Below are 17,632 nucleotides of genomic sequence, written 5' to 3' on the forward strand. Positions count from 1 at the left end.
CCTCATGGCCGCATGCGAACGAGCATTCTACCCGGAAACGGTGGTGAGGAAAGTGGGGATATTCCACGATGCTGGCACTGCGCTTTGACGGGGCTCACTTAAAATAGGGGCGTTTTGCTCAACTTCAAGCCGTACAGGGAAGAAGTTAGTCGTTGATTTAATGGGCAAAGCAGGGACAAAAGCAATGGGCGAGTGAAATGGGTGCCATCTGCTACCATGGCGCCTCTGTCACTTCAGGTCCTAGATCATGGCATTTCGCCCTCTCACAGCCAGAGCGCCCGCCGTTCTGCTACGCGAAGCCAGGCCGTTGAAAGCCATCCTCGGTCATGCCCAGCGTCTGGCCCATCTGCAACGTCTGCTCGAAAGCCAGCTGCAACCTGCCGCCCGCGCGCACTGCCACGTGGCCAAGTGGCGCGAAGGCGAGCTGCTGCTGATCGTCACCGACGGCCATTGGGCTACGCGCCTGCGCTATCAGCAGAAACGCCTGCAACGGCAACTGCAGATGTTCGATGAGTTCGCCAATCTGACACGGATCAAATTCGCCGTGCGGCCACCGACCCTCCAGCGCGAGGCGAACGGGCCGACGATCGACCTGTCGACGGATGCGGCGGCGACCATCCAGGCCACCGCCGACGGGATCAGCGATCCGAATCTGCGAGCGGCACTGGAACGACTGGCCGCCCACGCCAAACCTAAACCCTGAGCCTTGGTTGATCAGCGGCGTTTGCTGCCCCCGAGCAATGACCCCATCAGACCGCGCACCAACTGTTTACCCAGCGAATTCGCCGCCTGGCGCATCGCAGACTTGAGCGCCTGCCCCGCGGCCGTACCAAGGAACTCCCCAGCCTTGTCCGCCAGGCTCGGCTCCTCAATCGCCGGTTTGCCCGGCGCCGCTTCCGCCTCCGGTCCCAGCCCCTTGCGGCCCATCAGAATTTCATAGGCCGACTCCCGGTCGATCGGCTTGTCATAACGCCCCTTGAACGGCGAACCGGCAATCAACACCGTGCGTTCGGTCTCGGTCAACGGTCCGATCCGCGATTGCGGCGGTGCCACCAGCACCCGCTGCACCATTTCCGGCGTGCCCTTCTCTTGCAGCGTGCCGACCAAAGCCTCGCCGATCCCGAGTTCGGTGAGCACCGTTAACGTGTCGAACGCCGGATTCGGCCGGAAGCCATCCGCCACCGCCCGCAGGGATTTCTGTTCCTTGGCGGTAAATGCGCGCAACCCATGCTGAATCCGCAGCCCCAGTTGCGCCAGCACGTCGTCCGGCAGGTCGCCCGGCGACTGGGTGACGAAATACACGCCCACGCCTTTCGAGCGAATCAGCCGCACAACTTGTTCCAGGCGCTCCTGCAAGGCCTTGGGCGTGTCGCCGAACAACAAATGCGCCTCATCAAAAAACAATGCCAGTAGCGGTTTGTCGGCATCGCCGCGTTCCGGCAATTGCTCGAACAGCTCGGCCAGCAGCCACAACAGGAAGGTCGCGTAGACCTTCGGCGCCTCATGCACCAGACGACTGGCGTCGAGCAGATGAATGCGGCCGCGACCATCGGCGGTCGGCTGCAGAATGTCCTCCAGTTGCAGCGCCGGCTCGCCGAACAACGCCTCGGCGCCCTGCTGCTCCAGCGTGGCCAGACGCCGCAACAGCGCCTGGCTGGAGCCGGTGGTGAACAGCGCCGCGTCTTCGCCCAACAGCTGCGGATTGTCCTTGAGGTGATTGAGCAGCGCTTTCAGGTCTTTGAGATCCAGCAGCAACAGGCCTTCGCGATCCGCCACCTTGAAAGCGGCGTACAGCGCCGATTGCTGGCTGTCGGTCAGCTCCAGCAGGGCGCCGATCAGTAGCGGGCCCATTTCGCTCAGCGTGGTGCGCAACGGATGACCGGACTGACCGTGAATGTCCCACAAGGTCACGGGATACGCTTGAGGCTTGTGATTGAGCCACGGCATGCCGGCGATGCGCTCGGCAATCTTGCCCTGGGGATTGCCGGCAGCACCGAGGCCGCACAGGTCGCCCTTGACGTCGGCGGCGAACACCGCGACGCCGGCGTCGCTGAACGCCTCGGCCAGACGCTGCAAGGTGACGGTCTTGCCGGTACCGGTGGCCCCGGCCACCAGCCCGTGACGGTTGGCCAGGCGCATGGCCTGGGCGATGGGTTGCCCGGCGAGGTCGGCGCCGATTACGAGTTGCAAGGAGTCAGGCATTTGGTCACCCAATGGTTAATCTTTGTCGAGCATGGCCGATAGCTAAAGGTGACAGATGCGACTGACATCCGCATCGGAGATTTCCCTAAGGAGAAGCGGAAATACCTGCTTGTACTCATCAAGCCCACCTAGCGAGCATCTATAGAAGCACGCCCTGAATAATAAGACCTTAGCGGAACCCCAAGCCATGAACAAAAATCTGCGTTTCAGCCATAAAATTTTGCTTGCCGCCGCCCTCATCGTCATTGCCGCCTTCGCCTCGTTCACGCTGTACAACGACTGGTTGCAACGCAATGCGATCCGCGAGGACCTGGACAATTACCTCAACGAGATGGGCGAGGTCACAGCCGACAACATCCAGACCTGGCTCAGCGGGCGCATCCTGCTGATCGAGAACGCTGCCCAGAACATCGCCATCAATCCCGAGCCTGCCGCCGTCGCCAGCCTGCTGGAACAGAAAGCTCTGACCTCGACCTTCATGGCGTCCTACCTCGGCGATGCCACCGGGCACTTCACCATCCGCCCGGATGCGAAGATGCCGGACGGTTTCGATCCGCGCGTTCGCCCCTGGTATAAAGGTGCGGAAAGCAGCAGCACCTCGACCCTGACCGAACCGTACATCGACGCCGCCACCGGCCAGACCATCATTTCCATCGCCACTGCCGCGAAAAAGGCCGGCCAGAGCGTGGGCGTGGTGGGCGGCGATCTGAGCCTGCAAACCCTGATCAACACCCTCAGCGCCCGGGACTTCTCCGGCATGGGCTACGCGTTCCTGGTCAGCGCCGACGGCAAGATCCTGGTGCACCCGGACAAGGCCCTGGTGATGAAATCACTGAAGGAAGCCTATCCGCAGGACACCCCGCGCATCAGCAGTGACTTCACTGAAGTCACCGTCGACGGCAAGACCCGCATCGTCAACTTCACCCCGATCAAAGGCCTGCCGTCGGTGAACTGGTACATCGGCCTGTCGGTGGACAAAGACAAAGCCTTCTCGATGCTCAGCGAATTCCGCACCTCGGCCGTGATCGCGACCGTGATTGCAGTGGCGATCATCATTGCCCTGCTCGGCATGCTGATCCGCATCCTGATCCAGCCGCTGCATGTCATGACCCGCGCCATGGAAGACATCGCCGACGGCGAAGGCGACCTGACCAAGCGCCTGACCATTCAGAACCAGGACGAATTCGGCGTGCTCGGCACGGCGTTCAACCGTTTCGTCGAACGTATCCACGGCTCGATCCGCGAAGTGTCGTCGGCCACCGGCCAGGTCAACGAAGTCGCCCTGCGGGTAGTCGCGGCCTCGAACTCGTCGATGTACAACTCCGACCAGCAAGCCTCGCGCACCAACAGCGTGGCGGCGGCGATCAACCAGCTCGGCGCCGCCGCCCAGGAAATCGCTCGCAACGCCGCACAAGCCTCGACCCAGGCCAGCGACGCCCGTGGCCTGGCTGAAGACGGCCAGCAAGTGGTGGAGCGCAGCATCAAGGCAATGAATCAACTGTCGAGCATGCTCAGCGCATCCAGCAGCAATATCGAATCGCTGAACAGCAAAACCGTGAACATCGGCCAGATTCTGGAAGTGATCACCAGCATTTCCCAGCAGACCAACCTGCTGGCGCTCAACGCGGCCATCGAGGCAGCACGTGCCGGTGAAGCCGGGCGCGGATTTGCGGTGGTGGCGGACGAGGTGCGCAACCTCGCCCACCGCACCCAGGAATCGGCGCAACAGGTGCAGACCATGATCGAGGAACTGCAAGTCGGCGCCCGCGAATCCGTCAGCACCATGAGCGACAGCCAGCGACACAGCCAGGACAGCGTGGACATCGCCAACCTCGCCGGCGAGCGCCTGAACAGCGTGACCCAGCGCATTGGTGAAATCGACGGGATGAACCAGTCGGTGGCGACCGCGACCGAGGAACAGACTGCCGTGGTCGAGTCGATCAACGTGGATATTACCGAGATCAATACGCTGAACCAGGAAGGTGTCGAGAACTTGCAGGCGACGTTGCGTGCCTGCTCGGATCTGGAGCAGCAGGCTTCGCGCTTGAAGCAACTGGTTGGCAGCTTCCGCATTTAAAGCCGTTCTGCCGGTCGTCTTCGTCGGTTCATTGCCATCCGACGAAGACGACCGGCAATCCCTCCGAAACCGACCTTGCGCCCCACCGCGAAACCCCGACCGAACATCTATTCTTGATAAAGGTCAACCAAGGGAGATCACTGCGGAGGGACGTTCACCGTGCATATCGCTGACATCACCATGTTCTACGCCCCGGCCAGCGGCGGCGTGCGCACCTATCTGGATGCCAAGCACCGTCGGCTGGGGGTCAAGCCCGGCATCCGCCACAGCCTGCTGATCCCCGGGGCGGATTTTGGTGAGTCTGATGGCGTTTATACGGTTCCCGCCCCTGCCCTGCCCTTCGGCAAGGGCTATCGCTTTCCCCTGCGCCTGGCCCCTTGGCGAAACGTTCTGCAGGATCTGCAACCCGATCTGATCGAAGTCGGCGACCCGTACCTCACCGCCTGGGCCGCGCTCGATGCACGGCGACAACTGGATGTGCCGGTGATCGGTTTCTACCACTCGGACCTGCCGCTGCTGGTGGGCAACCGCATGGGCCATTGGGTCACGCCAAATGTCGATGCGTATGTGCGCAAGTTGTACGGCAATTTCGACCGGGTGCTGGCGCCCAGCCAGGTCATGGCCGACAAGCTCAGCAGGCTGGGGGTACGCAACGTATATGTGCAGCCCCTGGGCGTTGACCTTCAGACCTTCCACCCGGATGCCCGCGACGCTGGATTACGCGCCGAGCTGGGGATCGCCGAGGACACGCGCCTGCTGATCTTTGCCGGTCGCGGTTCCAAAGAGAAAAACCTGCCGGTGCTGCTCGATTGCATGAAACGCCTGGGGCCGCGTTATCACCTGCTGCTGGTCGGCTCGTCGATGCCGGCGTCCGTCCCGGACAATGTCAGCGTGATCGATCGGTTCTGCCCGGCCGCCCAGGTCGCGCGGTTGATGGCCAGCGCCGACGCGCTGATCCATGCCGGCGATCAGGAAACCTTCGGTTTGGTGATCTTGGAGGCCATGGCTTGTGGCATTCCGGTGGTGGCGGTGGCGGCAGGAGCGTTCGAGGAAATCGTCAGCGAATCCTGCGGCCTGCTCTGCGCGCCGAACAATGCGCAAGCCATGGCCAATGCCGTGCGCGAACTGTTCAGTCGCGGGACTGACGTACTCGGTCGACAGGCACGCCAACATGTCGAACGGTATTACGCCTGGGACACGGTGGTCGACAGCCTGCTGAGCCATTACCACGCGGTACTCGGCGATTCGGTTCCTCGGGTGGCCAATGGCTGAATTTCACGAACGTCCGGCGGTAATGCTGGTGCTGCATGACGTAGCACCCTCCACATGGGCCGATTATCGAGCCTTCGTCGAAGCCGTTGACCGGTTGGGCAATGTCCCGATGACGTGGCTGGTGGTCCCGGACTTCCATCGCCACGATGCCCTTGAGGTCCACCCCGAGTTCTGTCGAATGCTCGACCAGCGCGTCGCACGCGGCGATGAACTGGCCCTGCACGGCCACTTTCATGAGGACACCGAGCCCGGCCCGCGTACTGCTCGCGACTGGTTCATGCGCCGGGTCTACACCCATGAAGGCGAGTTCTATCAGTTGTCCCGTGAAGCCGCCCTCGCCCGCCTGCGCCCGGGCATCGATCTGTTTCGACGCCACGGCTGGCCGCTGCACGGTTTCGTGGCCCCGGCCTGGTTGATGAGCGCCGGCACCCGTCAGGCACTGCGCGAATTGCCGCTGCGCTACACCAGCGATCCACAGCATCTTTATCACTTGCCGGATTTCGCGGCGGTCGAGGCCCCCGGACTGGTGTGGAGCGCGCGCAGTGCCTGGCGTCGCGGGGTGTCGAAGATCGTCAGCGAACAGCGAGAGCAGCGCTGGCGTCAGGCGCCGGTGATTCGTCTAGGCTTGCACCCGGTGGACATGCGTCACCGCTTTTCCCGGGATTACTGGTGGCGCACCCTTGAACGACTGCTGGCGGACGGACGCGTGCCCATGACCAAAATCGACTGGCTGACACGCCAGCGCACTCAAGCCGAGCGTGCCGCTTGAGCCGCGGCATTCTGCTGATGATCGGCCTGTTGGTGGCCGTGGCGGTGCCCGTCCTGCTCGGCGGCGGTGAGACCTGGGAGCGCTTGCAGGCTTTTCCGCTGAATTGGCTGTTGATCATGTTCGCCATGGTGCTGCTGTGCTGGGGCATCAACACCTTGCGCCTGCGGCTGCTGCTCGGCGATCAGCGTGACAGGGTCACGCCCGTGAAAAGCCTCGGGGTGGTGATGGCGGCCGAATTCGCCTGGTGCGCCACGCCCGGCGGTAGCGGAGGGCCGTTGACGATCATGGCGCTGCTGGCCCGCAGCGGCGTGCGCCCGGCCCGGGGCAGCGCCGTGTTTGCGATGGATCAGTTGAGCGATCTGCTGTTTTTTCTCTGCGCCCTGAGCGGAATTCTGATCTACGCGCTGTTCCAGCATCTGAGCGATCGTATGGAATGGCTGCTGATTGTCAGCGCCGTGTCATTGTCCGGGGGCTTGCTGAGCTGCACATTGGTCGCGCGCTATCACCGCCGTTTGATCCGCTTGAGCGGACGACTGCTGGCCGGGATGAACATCGAACCGCGAACTCGACGGCGCTGGGCGCGGCAGTTACTGCACTTTCTGGCAGCTTTCACCGATGCGCTGAAGTTGCCCTGGGCGACATTGATCAAGGTGTTCGTCCTGACCTGCGTGCATTGGTCGCTGCGATACAGCGTGCTGTATCTGGCGTTGCGCGGGCTGGGGACGGATGTGCAGTGGGCCTGGACCTTTCTGATCCAGATGCTTTCGCTGGGAGCGGGGCAATTCAGCCTGTTGCCGGGCGGTGCCGGTGCAGCGGAATTGACCTCGGCGGCGCTTCTGGCGCCGATGGTCGGCAAGTCCACCGCGGCGGCGGCGATCCTGATCTGGCGGGTGGTGACGTATTACTTCTATCTGCTGGTGGGTGGCCCGGTGTTTCTATTGATGCTGGGCCGGCCGTTGCTGAAAAAGCTGCTGAGCGTCAGACAGGCTTCTTGAGGTCATCCTCTTCGTCCTTGAGTTGTTCCCACAGTTCGGCAGCGCCGGGAAACTCCGTGCCGTCCTCCGGGCTCAGGTCATCCGGGTCATAGCGGCTCAGGCAGCCCTCGCCCAAGGTGGCGGGCGCCTTGGAAGTGGCTTTGTCCAGTGGATCGCTCATCGGTCACTCCTCACGGTCCATGGATCGCTCCCACGCTCTGCGTGGGAGCGAACCTGAATCAGAACACCACGGTCTTGTTGCCGTGCACCAGCACGCGGTCTTCCAGGTGATAGCGCAGGCCACGGGCCAGCACCATCTTCTCGACGTCACGGCCGAAACGCACCATGTCTTCAATACTGTCGCTGTGGCTGACACGCACCACGTCCTGCTCGATGATCGGGCCGGCATCCAGCTCTTCGGTCACGTAGTGGCAGGTCGCACCGATCAGCTTCACGCCGCGCATCGAAGCCTGATGGTACGGCTTGGCACCGACGAACGACGGCAGGAAGCTGTGGTGAATGTTGATGACCTTGTGCGCGTATTCGCGGCACATGTCCGGCGGCAGGATCTGCATGTAGCGCGCCAGCACCACCACTTCGGCGTCGTGCTGCTTGACCAGACGCGACACTTCGTCGAAGGCCGGTTGCTTGTCCTGCGGATTGACCGGCACGTGGTAATAAGGAATGCCGTGCCACTCGACCATGCTGCGCAGGTCGTCGTGGTTGGAAATCACGCAGGATATCTCGCAATCCAGCTCGTCGCTGTGCCAGCGGTGCAGCAGATCAGCCAGGCAGTGGGATTCGCGGCTGGCCATCAGCACCACGCGTTTTTTCTGCTCGGTGTCGGTGATGCGCCAGTCCATCGAGAACTCTTCGGCGATCGGTGCAAACTTCTCGCGCAACACCTCGATACCGAAAGGCAGGGAATCGGCACGGATTTCGTGACGCATGAAGAACCAGCCGACCTGGTTATCCGAGTGGTGGCTCGCTTCAGTGATCCAGCCATTGTGGGCCGCCAGAAAGTTACTGACTTTGGCAACGATGCCAACGCGGTCCGGGCAAGAAATCACCAACCGAAAAGTGCGCATGAGGGGGAAACTCCAGAACTTCGCAAAGGCCGCCATTCTAGCGACTGCGCGGGAAAACTGCAGTATTGATGACCCAAGGAGCCTCACCGCAGCCCGTCGCAGCTTTTTTGACGCGCGTAAACGCCAGAATGATGGCGTTGCAATAGCCATGCTTGAACAGAGCTGTGTGAATATCTGTGAAGACTCCATCACAATATTTAACTGAACATTCAATTCAGGGCTTTTCAACGTAACTAATTCAAATAAAAACCCCGGTTAAATGTTTACTTGATGAAACAGCCTGACTATTATTGCCGCACTGTCCCCTGCCATCGCGCACTCCCACATAAGGTAGTAATCATGTCCTTGATCAACGAATATCGTGCCACCGAAGAAGCTATCAAAGAGCTGCAAGCCCGTTTGAAGAACCTGTCGCAAGACGACAAACTGCAAGCCGAGCTGGAATTCGAAGGCAAACTGCGCACACTGATGGGCGAATATTCCAAATCCCTGCGCGACATCATCGCGCTGCTGGATCCAGAGTCCAAAACCAAGGCTCCACGTGGCGGCGCAGCCAAAACTACCGGCACCAAGCGTGCTCGCAAAGTTAAGCAATACAAGAACCCGCACAACGGCGAAGTCATCGAAACCAAAGGTGGCAACCACAAAACTCTGAAAGAGTGGAAAGCCAAGTGGGGCGGTGACGTGGTTGAAGGCTGGGCTACCCTGCTGGGCTAAGCCGCAACCCTTGTCGCAGAGCGCTTCTGTGATACAAAAAACGCCAGCGAACGCTGGCGTTTTTTTATGCCCGACATTCAAGCGCCGGACATGTTCGATTTCAAAGATTCAAACGTTTGCGCAATGCCTGGACATAGTTCTGCCATTCAACCAGCACCTCGGCCTGCATCGGCGCAGCACTAACCCGCCATTGCTCCATGGCCTCGGCAAAAGATTGCAAGGTATTAGGCGCCCCCCACTCCGGCTCGGACAGGCGTTGCCGACAAAAGATTTTCCAGCGCTCTTGCTCTTCGAAATTCAACGTATCGGGAAAGTTACGTGCTCGATATCGAAACAACAATTCAGGCAAACGTTCGTCATCGAACGGCCATTGCTCTCGCGCCAATTGAGCAGGATCGGTCGCCCTCACTTGCTCACATAAACGACGATCGCGATCACCGATAAATCCGTCGTACAACTGTTGTTCGGGATCTTCACTCGAGGTGAAATCTTCGCTGGCATAAATCGCCGAGACTTTATCTTTCCAAACTTGTTGTGCGTCACTTAGTCGCAAGGCACGTGCCTGATACAACGCCATGTCCAGACCCAGACGCTGTTGATCTTCAGCACGCAGCACCGCCAACGGCGCCACCACCGGGCACTTGTTGATGTGAATGAGTTTGAGCGGCACCGGCAACTCGTCTTCGGCCAGCTCGTCACGCCGGGTATACAGGCGCTGACGCAAAGTTTCGGCATCCAGGTCGAGCAGCCCCTGCGGATCCAGGTGCAGATCACAAACGATCAACGCGTTCTTGTTGCGTGGGTGCCAGGCCAGCGGCAGCACCACGCCGATATAACTGCGCGCGGCCGAGAAGCGGCCGGAAATGTGCACCATCGGCTGCAACAGGCGAATCTGGTCCATGACCTTCTGTTTGCTGCGCAACTGGAACAGCCAGTCATACAGCCTCGGCTGCTTCTGGCGGATCAACCGGGCCAGGGCAATCGTGGCGCGAACATCCGACAATGCTTCGTGAGCATTGCCGTGATCGATGCCATTGGCGGCGGTCAGGCGTTCGAGCTTGAGCGTCACCCGGCCTTCATCATCGGTCGGCCAGACCAGACCATCGGGGCGCAATGCGTAGGCGGCGCGCACCACATCGATCAAGTCCCAGCGACTGTTACCGCCCTGCCATTCACGGGCGTAGGGATCGAAAAAGTTGCGGTACAGGCTGTAGCGGGTCATCTCGTCGTCGAAACGCAGGGTGTTGTACCCGGCGCCGCAGGTGCCGGGAGCCGCGAGCTGGGCGTGGACCCGGGTCATGAAGTCGGCTTCGCTCAAGCCTTGCTCGGCGAGACGACTCGGCGTGATGCCGGTGATCGCGCACGCCGCCGGGTGCGGCAGGATGTCTTCGCTGGGCTGGCAGTAGAGATTGACCGGCGCATCGATTTCGTTGAGTTCATGGTCGGTGCGGATCCCGGCCACCTGCAACGGGCGGTCGCATCGGGGATTGATGCCGGTGGTTTCGTAGTCGTACCAGAAAATGGAAGTCACGGGCGGTTCCTGAACTGAAGATCGGCAAAGTCTAGGCGTTCGACCGCCGTCGCGGCCAGCACCGCATCATTCAGTCACCTTTGGTTGAAAGATGTGTATGACATAGTTATGTCGTTCCCCCCCGAGAGACTGCTAGCATCGGACGCACTTGCATCCCGATCCGGCAACATCAGGTAGCCCATGCTCGAGACCACAGCACCGCCAAGGAAAGCACCGCTGGCCCCGCCACTGGACACGCGGCACCAGGTCGAAACGCCGGAAGGCATCGACCTGCCGCTGCGTCCCGCCGGCCTGATGGTGCGCGCCGTGGCGTTCACCATTGATCTGGGGTTGCGCGGGCTGATCCTGGGCCTGCTGCTCATGTTGCTGGCGCTGCTCGGCAAGCTTGGCATCGGCCTGGGCTCACTGCTGCTGTTCGTGGTGAGCTGGTGGTACATGGTGTTGTTCGAAGTACTGCGTCAAGGCCGTTCGCCGGGCAAGCAATGGATGGGCTTGCGAGTGGTGCACGACGATGGCACGCCGGTCGGCTGGTCGGCTTCCCTGCTGCGCAACCTGCTGCGTTTTGTCGACCTGATGCCGTTCGGCTATTTCCTCGGTGCGATCAGTTGCCTGCAACACCCGACCTTCAAACGCCTCGGCGACATCGCGGCCGGCACGCTGGTGATCTACAGCGAACGCCCGCTCAAGCGTCCGCACTTGCCCGATGCCGAACCCCGTCGTTCGCCGATCCCGCTGACCCTGACTGAACAACGCGCCCTGCTCGCCTTCGCCGAGCGCCAGGGCGAACTGTCGACGGCACGGGTCAACGAACTCGCTGCCTTGCTGGCCCAGCCGCTGCACATCAGTGCGCCGAAAGCCGTCGGTGAACTCAACGGCATCGCTCGCGGCCTGTTGGGGCCGACATGAAGCAAAGCCTTTTCGAATCGCGCCACAAGTCCGAATGGGAGCGTTTCAGCCTCGCCCTCGAACGTCTGGAACGGGGCAAGGACACCTCGCAGGTCGCGGAATTTCCCAAGGCTTATCGCCGACTCTGCCAGCATCTGGCCCTGGCGCAGGACCGTGGCTACAGCAGTTTTCTGGTCGACTCCCTGCAACAGCAAGTACTGCGCGGCCATCAACAGCTTTACCGTCATCGCAGTCAGCTCGGTGCTAACGTGCTGGGTTTCATCCTGGCCGGTTTTCCACGGTTGGTCCGCGCAGAATGGCGTTTCGTGCTGGTCGCCACCCTGTTGTTCTTCGGCAGCCTGGCCGGTTTCGGTTTGCTGGTGTTCCTGTTTCCGGAGCTGGTCTACAACCTGATTCCCGCCGATCAGGTGCGCGAGATGCAGAGCATGTACGACCCCGCCGCCGGCCATCTCGGGCGTTCGGCCGAACGCGCGGCGAGCGAAGACTGGGTGATGTTCGGCTACTACATCATGCACAACATCGGCATCGCCTTTCAGACCTTCGCCAGCGGTTTGCTGCTGGGAGTGGGCAGTGCGTTTTTCCTGTTCTACAACGGGTTGATCATCGGCGCGGTGGCCGGACACTTGAGCGAGATTGGCTTCGGCCAGACCTTCTGGTCATTCGTGATCGGACACGGTGCGTTCGAACTCAGCGCCATCGCCCTGGCCGGTGCGGCAGGACTGAAACTGGGTTGGGCGTTGATCGCGCCGGGACGCCTGACACGAATCGAAGCCCTGCAGATTGCGGCGCGCCAGAGCATCCGGCTGATCTGCGGCGTGATGCTGTTTCTGTTGATCGCGGCGTTTATCGAAGCCTATTGGTCATCGCGCACCGGGGTTTCGCCGCAGACCAAATACCTGGTCGGCACCGGGCTCTGGCTCGGCGTGGCGATCTATCTGCTGTTCGCCGGAAGGTCCCGCCATGCGCCTGAGTGACGCAACCGTGGCGATCCGTCCGCGTACCACCTGGGAGGCGATGGACCTGGGCGTGCTCATGAGTCAGCAGCACCAGCGTCTGCTGATGACCAGTTGGGCGATCGTCACCCTGCCGCTGTTCGCGGTGCTCAGCCTGTTGCTGTGGGATTCACCGTCACTTGCCGTGTTCATCTTCTGGTGGCTGAAACCGGCGTACGAGCGTTTGCCGCTGTACATCCTGTCCAAGGCACTGTTCGGCGAAACACCCACCTTGAAACAGGCCTTGCGCCAATGGCCGCGCCTGCTCAAGCCGCAACTGCTCGCCAGCCTGACCTGGCGTCGCTTCAGCCTGAGCCGCAGCTTCCTGCTGCCCGTGCTGCAACTCGAAGGCCTCGACGGCACCGCTCGCCAACAGCGTTTACAGGTGCTGCTGCAACGCAATGCCGGCGCCGCGCAATGGCTGACGATCATCGGCGTGCATCTGGAAACGGCGCTGTGGATCGGCCTGATGGTGTTGTTCTATCTGCTGCTGCCGCAACAGGTCGAAACCGATTGGGACTGGCAAAGCCTGATCTTCGCGGCCGACTACGAATGGCGCTGGCTGGAGCATCTGACCAATGCGTTCTATGCGTTGATCCTGGTGATCTGGGAACCGGTGTATGTCGCCTGCGGGTTCAGCCTGTATCTGAACCGCCGCACCACCCTCGAAGCGTGGGACATCGAACTGGTGTTCCGCCGCTTGCGCCAGCGTTTGAACAGCAGCGCAATCGGCTTGCTGCTGGCGGTGTGTCTGCTGTTGCCGGGGTTGCCCTCAGCCTGGGCTGCCGAGCCTGCCAAAGCTCCGGATGCACCGCGTCTGTTGAACCAGCCACTGACCAGCGAGGCATCACGCGACAGCATCAGGGCCTTGCTCGAACAACCGCCGTTCAAGAACAAGGAAACCGTCACCCGTTATCGCTTCGGCGAAGATCCCGCTGCTGCCGAAAAAACCAGGGAAGGCGAGGCACCGCAATGGTTGAAAACCCTGCTTGGCTGGCTGGACGGCCGACACCTCGACGGCCTGGCCAAGGCGATCGAAGTCGTGCTGTGGGGCGCGGTGATCGCCGGGCTCGGCTGGCTGGTCTGGCGTTATCGAGATCTTCTGCAAACGTTCGTCGGCCGTCGTCCGCGCTTGCCCGAACCGAACAAAAGACCCTTGCCGCAACAGGCCTTCGGTCTGGACCTGCAAAAGGAAAGCCTGCCAGATGACATCGCCAGCCACGCGGAACAGCTCTGGCAAACCGAGCCGCGCGCGGCACTGGGTCTGCTGTACCGGGCATTGCTCAGTCATCTATTGCACGACTTCAACCTGACCTTGAAACCCGCCGACACCGAAAACGAAGTGCTGGCCCGGATCGAACAGTTGCAGCGCCCGGATCTGCTCACTTATAGCCGTCACCTCACCGGTCACTGGCAGAACATGGCCTACGGGCACCGCGTGCCGGCGGCGCATCTGCAACAGGAATTGTGTGATGGCTGGCGGTCCCTGTTCGGCCACGGAGTTGCCCGTTGAACCGGCGCGCACTCTGGCTTTTGGGCGGCGCGTTGATCGTCGCCCTGCTCGGTGCGCTGGGCATTTATCTGTACCTCAAGGCCACGCCTTACCAAGCCGAGGTCGATCACGGCCCGTCCCCCGCTGCGCAAGCCAATCCTTATCTGGCAGCGGAGATGTTTCTGCGCGAACGCGGGATCGACGTCAGTCATGCCGAAAGCCTCGCCGTGTTGCCTGACATCGATCCGCGCCAACACACGCTGCTGATGTTCAACGACCGCTCGAAAATGACTCCACGCCAGGTCGATCAGGTTCTGAACTGGGCCCGGGCCGGCGGAAGGCTGGTGTTTGTCGCCGAGTCGATCTGGGATGAAAAGACCGGGCAGAGCAACGACCTGCTGCTCGACCGCGTGCAACTGCATCAACTCTTCAGCAAGGATCTCAAGGATCCGCCACCGGATGACGCCGAAGACGCCTTCCCGAATCTGACCAAACTCTATCTGGAAGACGAGGACGCACCCGCCTACGCCGGATTCGACACCGCCTTCCATCTCGAGGACCCGAAAAACCTCGCCCAGGCCTGGGCCAACAGCGCGAAAGCCACGCACATGATGCAACTGGCTTTCGGCCTCGGCACGATCACCGTGGTCACCGATGCCGATCTGTGGAAAACCCCGGCCATTGCGCAACACGACAATGCCTGGCTGCTCTGGTATTTGAGCGCCGACACGGCCGTGACCTTGTTGTACAACACTGAACACGACAGTCTGCTGACCCTGCTCTGGCGTTATTTCCCGCAAGCCATCGTCGCCCTGCTGGCGTTGATCGGTCTGTGGCTGTGGCATGTCGGCGTGCGTCACGGCCCGGTGCAGGCGCCGTCTCCGAGTGGTCGTCGTCAGTTGATGGAACACCTGCGCGCCAGTGCCGATTTCATCCTGCGTCACAACGGCCAGCAGACCTTGCTGCAAGCGTTGCAGCAGGACGTTCTGCGCCGCGCCCGTCATCGACATCCCGGTTTCGACCAACTGAATGTCGCCGAACAATGGCTGGTGCTGTCGCGCCTGACCCGCCAACCGACCCGTGCCATCAGCCAGGCCCTGAGCCCGGCACCGCAGCGGCGCCTGTCCAGCGCCGAATTCTGCCGTCAGGTCGCCCACCTGCAAGCCTTGAGGAACACGCTATGACCGAACACATCGAACCCGGCTCGCCCAGCCACGTGGCCCAGCAACGCCAGCGCGCCAGCCAGTTGGCCCAAGCCGTGCGCGGCGAATTGCAAAAAGCGCTGATCGGCCAGAACCCGGTGATCGACGATGTGCTGACCGCGCTGATCGCCGGCGGCCACGTGCTGCTCGAAGGCGTTCCCGGCCTCGGCAAGACCCTGTTGGTACGCGCTCTGGCGAAGTGCTTCGGCGGCGAGTTCGCGCGCATTCAGTTCACCCCGGACCTGATGCCCAGCGACGTCACCGGCCACGCGGTCTACGACCTGCAAACCGAGCAGTTCAAACTGCGCAAGGGCCCGCTGTTCACCAACCTGCTGCTGGCCGACGAGATCAACCGCGCCCCGGCCAAGACCCAAGCCGCCCTGCTCGAAGCGATGCAGGAACGTCAGGTCACCCTCGAAGGCCGGGCCCTGCCGATTGCCCAGCCATTCATGGTGCTCGCCACGCAGAACCCGATCGAACAGGAAGGCACCTATCCGCTGCCCGAAGCCGAGCTTGATCGCTTCATGCTCAAGGTGCGCATGGATTACCCCGACGCCGATCAAGAGCTGAACATGGTGCGTCAGGTCAGCCGCTCGACCCGTGCCGACATGCTCGACGTGCAACCGCTGCGCACGGTGTTGCAGGCCAAGGACGTGCAAGCCCTGCAACGCATCGCCAGCGATTTGCCGCTGGACGATCAGGTGCTCGATTACGCCGTGCGTCTGGCGCGCAGCACCCGCACCTGGCCGGGGCTGAGCCTAGGCGCCGGGCCACGCGCCTCCATTGCACTGGTCCGTTGCGCCCGCGCCCGGGCCTTGCTGCGCGGTGGTGAATTCGTGATTCCCGACGACATCAAGGGTTGCGCACTGGCGGTGTTGCGTCACCGGGTACGCCTCGCGCCAGAGCTGGACATCGAAGGCCTGCAAGTCGATCAAGTCCTTCAGCAACTGCTTGACCAGATCCCGGCGCCGCGCCTGTGAAACCCTCGCGCCTGCTGTTGATCTGGCTGGCGATCCTGCTGGCCATCGGCATTGTGCTGGGCGCGTTGCAGGCGCTGGATGTGGAAGTGCCATCGAGCCTGTTGTCGATCAACTGGGGTTTGTTGCTGGCGCTGTTTGCGCTGAGCCTGCTGGACGCGCTGCGTCTCAAGCGTCTGCCCTCGCCCCGCGTGCAACGACAGGTGCCCGGCAGCCTGGCCCTCGGTCGCTGGAGCGATATCCGGCTGGAAGTCGAACACGAGCTCGAGCAGCCACTGGCCATTCAAATCTTCGACCACGTACCCGACAGCCTCGGCTACGAAAACCTGCCGCTCTCCACCGAGCTGCAACCCGGCCAGCGCAGCCTGATCGGCTATCGCCTGCGCCCGCTCAAACGCGGCCACTACACCTTCGAAACCTGCGAACTCAACCTGCCGAGCCCCTTCGGCCTGTGGTCCGGCAAACGCCTGCTGACCATCACCGACCACACCCGCGTCTACCCCGACTTCGCCCGCCTCTACGGCGGCCAGTTGCTGGCGGTCGACAACTGGCTCAGCCAGCTCGGCGTGCGTCAGCGCCAGCGTCGTGGCCTGGGAATGGAATTCCATCAGCTCAGGGAATTTCGCGAAGGCGACAGCCTGCGTCAGATCGACTGGAAAGCCACCGCCCGCCACCGCACACCGATTGCCCGGGAGTACGAAGACGAGCGCGATCAACAGATCATTTTCATGCTCGATTGCGGGCGACAGATGCGCAGTCAGGATGGGGAGCTGTCGCACTTCGACCATGCACTGAATGCGTGTCTGCTGTTGAGTTATGTGGCCTTGCGACAGGGGGATGCGGTGGGCTTGTCCACCTTCGCCAGCGATCAGCCGCGGTTCATTGCACCGGTCAAAGGTGCGGGGCAGCTCAAGGTGTTGCTCAACGGTGTTTATGACCTGGATAGCACGCGGCGTTCGGCGGATTATCCGGCGGCGGTAAATCAGTTGCTGGCGAGGCAGAAGCGTCGGGCGCTGGTGGTGTTGGTGACGAATGTGCGGGATAAGGATGATGAGGAATTGCTGAACGCCGTCAGACAATTAAGCCAACAGCATCAAGTACTCGTGGCCAGCCTGCGTGAAAGCACGCTTGAAGATAGACGGAATTCGCAGGTGCAAACGATTGAGCAAGCGCTTGAATACTGCGCAACAGTGGATTACCTGAACGCCCGATCGGTGCTCCATGAAAAATTGAGTGCCCAAGGAGTGCAAGTGATAGATGCCCCCCCAAGTGAATTGAGTACAGACGTAATTTCGCGGTATCTGAGCTGGAAAAAATCTGGAGCACTCTGCTAACACATTGTGAAATTCACACGGGAAGGCCAGATTAAAACTACGAAAAATCAAAAGCTCTAAACAATAAGCTGGCTCAGTTCACCCGAGGAGCATCACAAG

Annotated in this window: 16 protein-coding genes and 1 pseudogene; 13 read left to right on the forward strand and 4 right to left on the reverse strand. The window is 61.5% G+C overall.

Translation table 11 applies throughout. The features are described 5' to 3' along the window. Positions 1–247 precede the first annotated feature (247 nt). Entirely contained in the window at positions 248–703 is a 456-nt protein-coding gene (locus K3819_RS22835; RefSeq protein WP_085610816.1) for a DUF721 domain-containing protein, read from the forward strand. Between the two features lie 11 nt (positions 704–714). On the opposite strand, the gene K3819_RS22840 is transcribed toward K3819_RS22835, so the two are convergent. Further along, a complete protein-coding gene (locus K3819_RS22840; protein WP_085610976.1) occupies positions 715–2,202 on the reverse strand; it encodes a helicase HerA-like domain-containing protein in 1,488 nt (495 codons plus the stop codon). 331 nt (positions 2,203–2,533) lie between these two features. Here K3819_RS22840 and K3819_RS29795 point away from each other — a divergent pair. From K3819_RS29795 to K3819_RS22860, 5 genes and pseudogenes are all read left to right on the forward strand, one after another. Continuing rightward, positions 2,534–3,373, forward strand: a pseudogene (locus K3819_RS29795) (cache domain-containing protein); the annotation flags it as partial. 141 nt (positions 3,374–3,514) lie between these two features. Then, positions 3,515–4,279, forward strand: coding sequence for a methyl-accepting chemotaxis protein (locus tag K3819_RS29800; protein ID WP_371855245.1), 765 nt, complete (start codon positions 3,515–3,517; stop codon positions 4,277–4,279). A 159-nt stretch (positions 4,280–4,438) separates the two neighbouring features. After that, positions 4,439–5,551, forward strand: coding sequence for a glycosyltransferase family 1 protein (locus tag K3819_RS22850; RefSeq protein ID WP_085610818.1), 1,113 nt, complete (start codon positions 4,439–4,441; stop codon positions 5,549–5,551). Further along, the gene (locus K3819_RS22855) at positions 5,544–6,320 is read left to right on the forward strand and encodes a DUF2334 domain-containing protein (protein WP_085610819.1); all 777 of its coding nucleotides are present in this window, start codon (positions 5,544–5,546) and stop codon (positions 6,318–6,320) included. The genes K3819_RS22850 and K3819_RS22855 overlap by 8 nt, the downstream gene beginning before the upstream one ends. Continuing rightward, positions 6,317–7,315, forward strand: coding sequence for a lysylphosphatidylglycerol synthase transmembrane domain-containing protein (locus K3819_RS22860; protein WP_221398000.1), 999 nt, complete (start codon positions 6,317–6,319; stop codon positions 7,313–7,315). The genes K3819_RS22855 and K3819_RS22860 overlap by 4 nt, the downstream gene beginning before the upstream one ends. Here K3819_RS22860 and K3819_RS22865 read toward each other — a convergent pair. Beyond that, a complete protein-coding gene (locus K3819_RS22865; RefSeq protein WP_007951232.1) occupies positions 7,299–7,475 on the reverse strand; it encodes a hypothetical protein in 177 nt (58 codons plus the stop codon). The two genes, K3819_RS22860 and K3819_RS22865, sit on opposite strands and share 17 nt — an antisense overlap. 58 nt (positions 7,476–7,533) lie before the next feature. After that, positions 7,534–8,382 carry a formyltetrahydrofolate deformylase gene (purU, locus tag K3819_RS22870; protein ID WP_011335666.1) on the reverse strand — a complete coding sequence of 283 codons (849 nt, stop codon included), beginning with the start codon at positions 8,380–8,382 and terminating at the stop codon, positions 7,534–7,536. 339 nt (positions 8,383–8,721) lie between these two features. Here purU and mvaT point away from each other — a divergent pair, with 339 nt between their 5' ends. Further along, positions 8,722–9,099 carry a histone-like nucleoid-structuring protein MvaT gene (mvaT, locus tag K3819_RS22875; protein WP_007951234.1) on the forward strand — a complete coding sequence of 126 codons (378 nt, stop codon included), beginning with the start codon at positions 8,722–8,724 and terminating at the stop codon, positions 9,097–9,099. Positions 9,100–9,199: 100 nt separating this feature from the next. Here the strand turns inward: mvaT and sbcB are convergent, their stop codons facing one another. Continuing rightward, positions 9,200–10,630 (reverse strand): exodeoxyribonuclease I, encoded by a 1,431-nt coding sequence (sbcB, locus tag K3819_RS22880; protein ID WP_221398001.1) that lies wholly within the window; start codon positions 10,628–10,630, stop codon positions 9,200–9,202. A 180-nt stretch (positions 10,631–10,810) separates the two neighbouring features. Here sbcB and K3819_RS22885 point away from each other — a divergent pair, with 180 nt between their 5' ends. The 6 genes from K3819_RS22885 to K3819_RS22910 are packed head-to-tail and all read left to right on the forward strand — an operon-like array spanning position 10,811 to position 17,533. Beyond that, entirely contained in the window at positions 10,811–11,536 is a 726-nt protein-coding gene (locus K3819_RS22885; protein WP_064599028.1) for an RDD family protein, read from the forward strand. Next, positions 11,533–12,510, forward strand: a complete 978-nt coding sequence (locus K3819_RS22890; protein WP_221398002.1) for a stage II sporulation protein M — start codon at positions 11,533–11,535, stop codon at positions 12,508–12,510. Before K3819_RS22885 ends, K3819_RS22890 begins: the two co-directional genes overlap by 4 nt. Continuing rightward, positions 12,497–14,041, forward strand: coding sequence for a DUF4129 domain-containing protein (locus K3819_RS22895; protein WP_221398003.1), 1,545 nt, complete (start codon positions 12,497–12,499; stop codon positions 14,039–14,041). The genes K3819_RS22890 and K3819_RS22895 overlap by 14 nt, the downstream gene beginning before the upstream one ends. Further along, entirely contained in the window at positions 14,038–15,204 is a 1,167-nt protein-coding gene (locus tag K3819_RS22900; protein ID WP_221398004.1) for a DUF4350 domain-containing protein, read from the forward strand. Before K3819_RS22895 ends, K3819_RS22900 begins: the two co-directional genes overlap by 4 nt. Beyond that, complete coding sequence (locus K3819_RS22905) at positions 15,201–16,202, forward strand: MoxR family ATPase (protein WP_221398005.1); 1,002 nt, start codon at positions 15,201–15,203, stop codon at positions 16,200–16,202. Before K3819_RS22900 ends, K3819_RS22905 begins: the two co-directional genes overlap by 4 nt. Beyond that, positions 16,199–17,533, forward strand: coding sequence for a DUF58 domain-containing protein (locus tag K3819_RS22910; RefSeq protein ID WP_221398006.1), 1,335 nt, complete (start codon positions 16,199–16,201; stop codon positions 17,531–17,533). Before K3819_RS22905 ends, K3819_RS22910 begins: the two co-directional genes overlap by 4 nt. The last annotated feature ends 99 nt before the right edge of the window (positions 17,534–17,632 follow it).

The organism is Pseudomonas sp. 3-2, from assembly GCF_019710535.1.
Taxonomy (GTDB): domain Bacteria; phylum Pseudomonadota; class Gammaproteobacteria; order Pseudomonadales; family Pseudomonadaceae; genus Aquipseudomonas; species Aquipseudomonas pharyngis.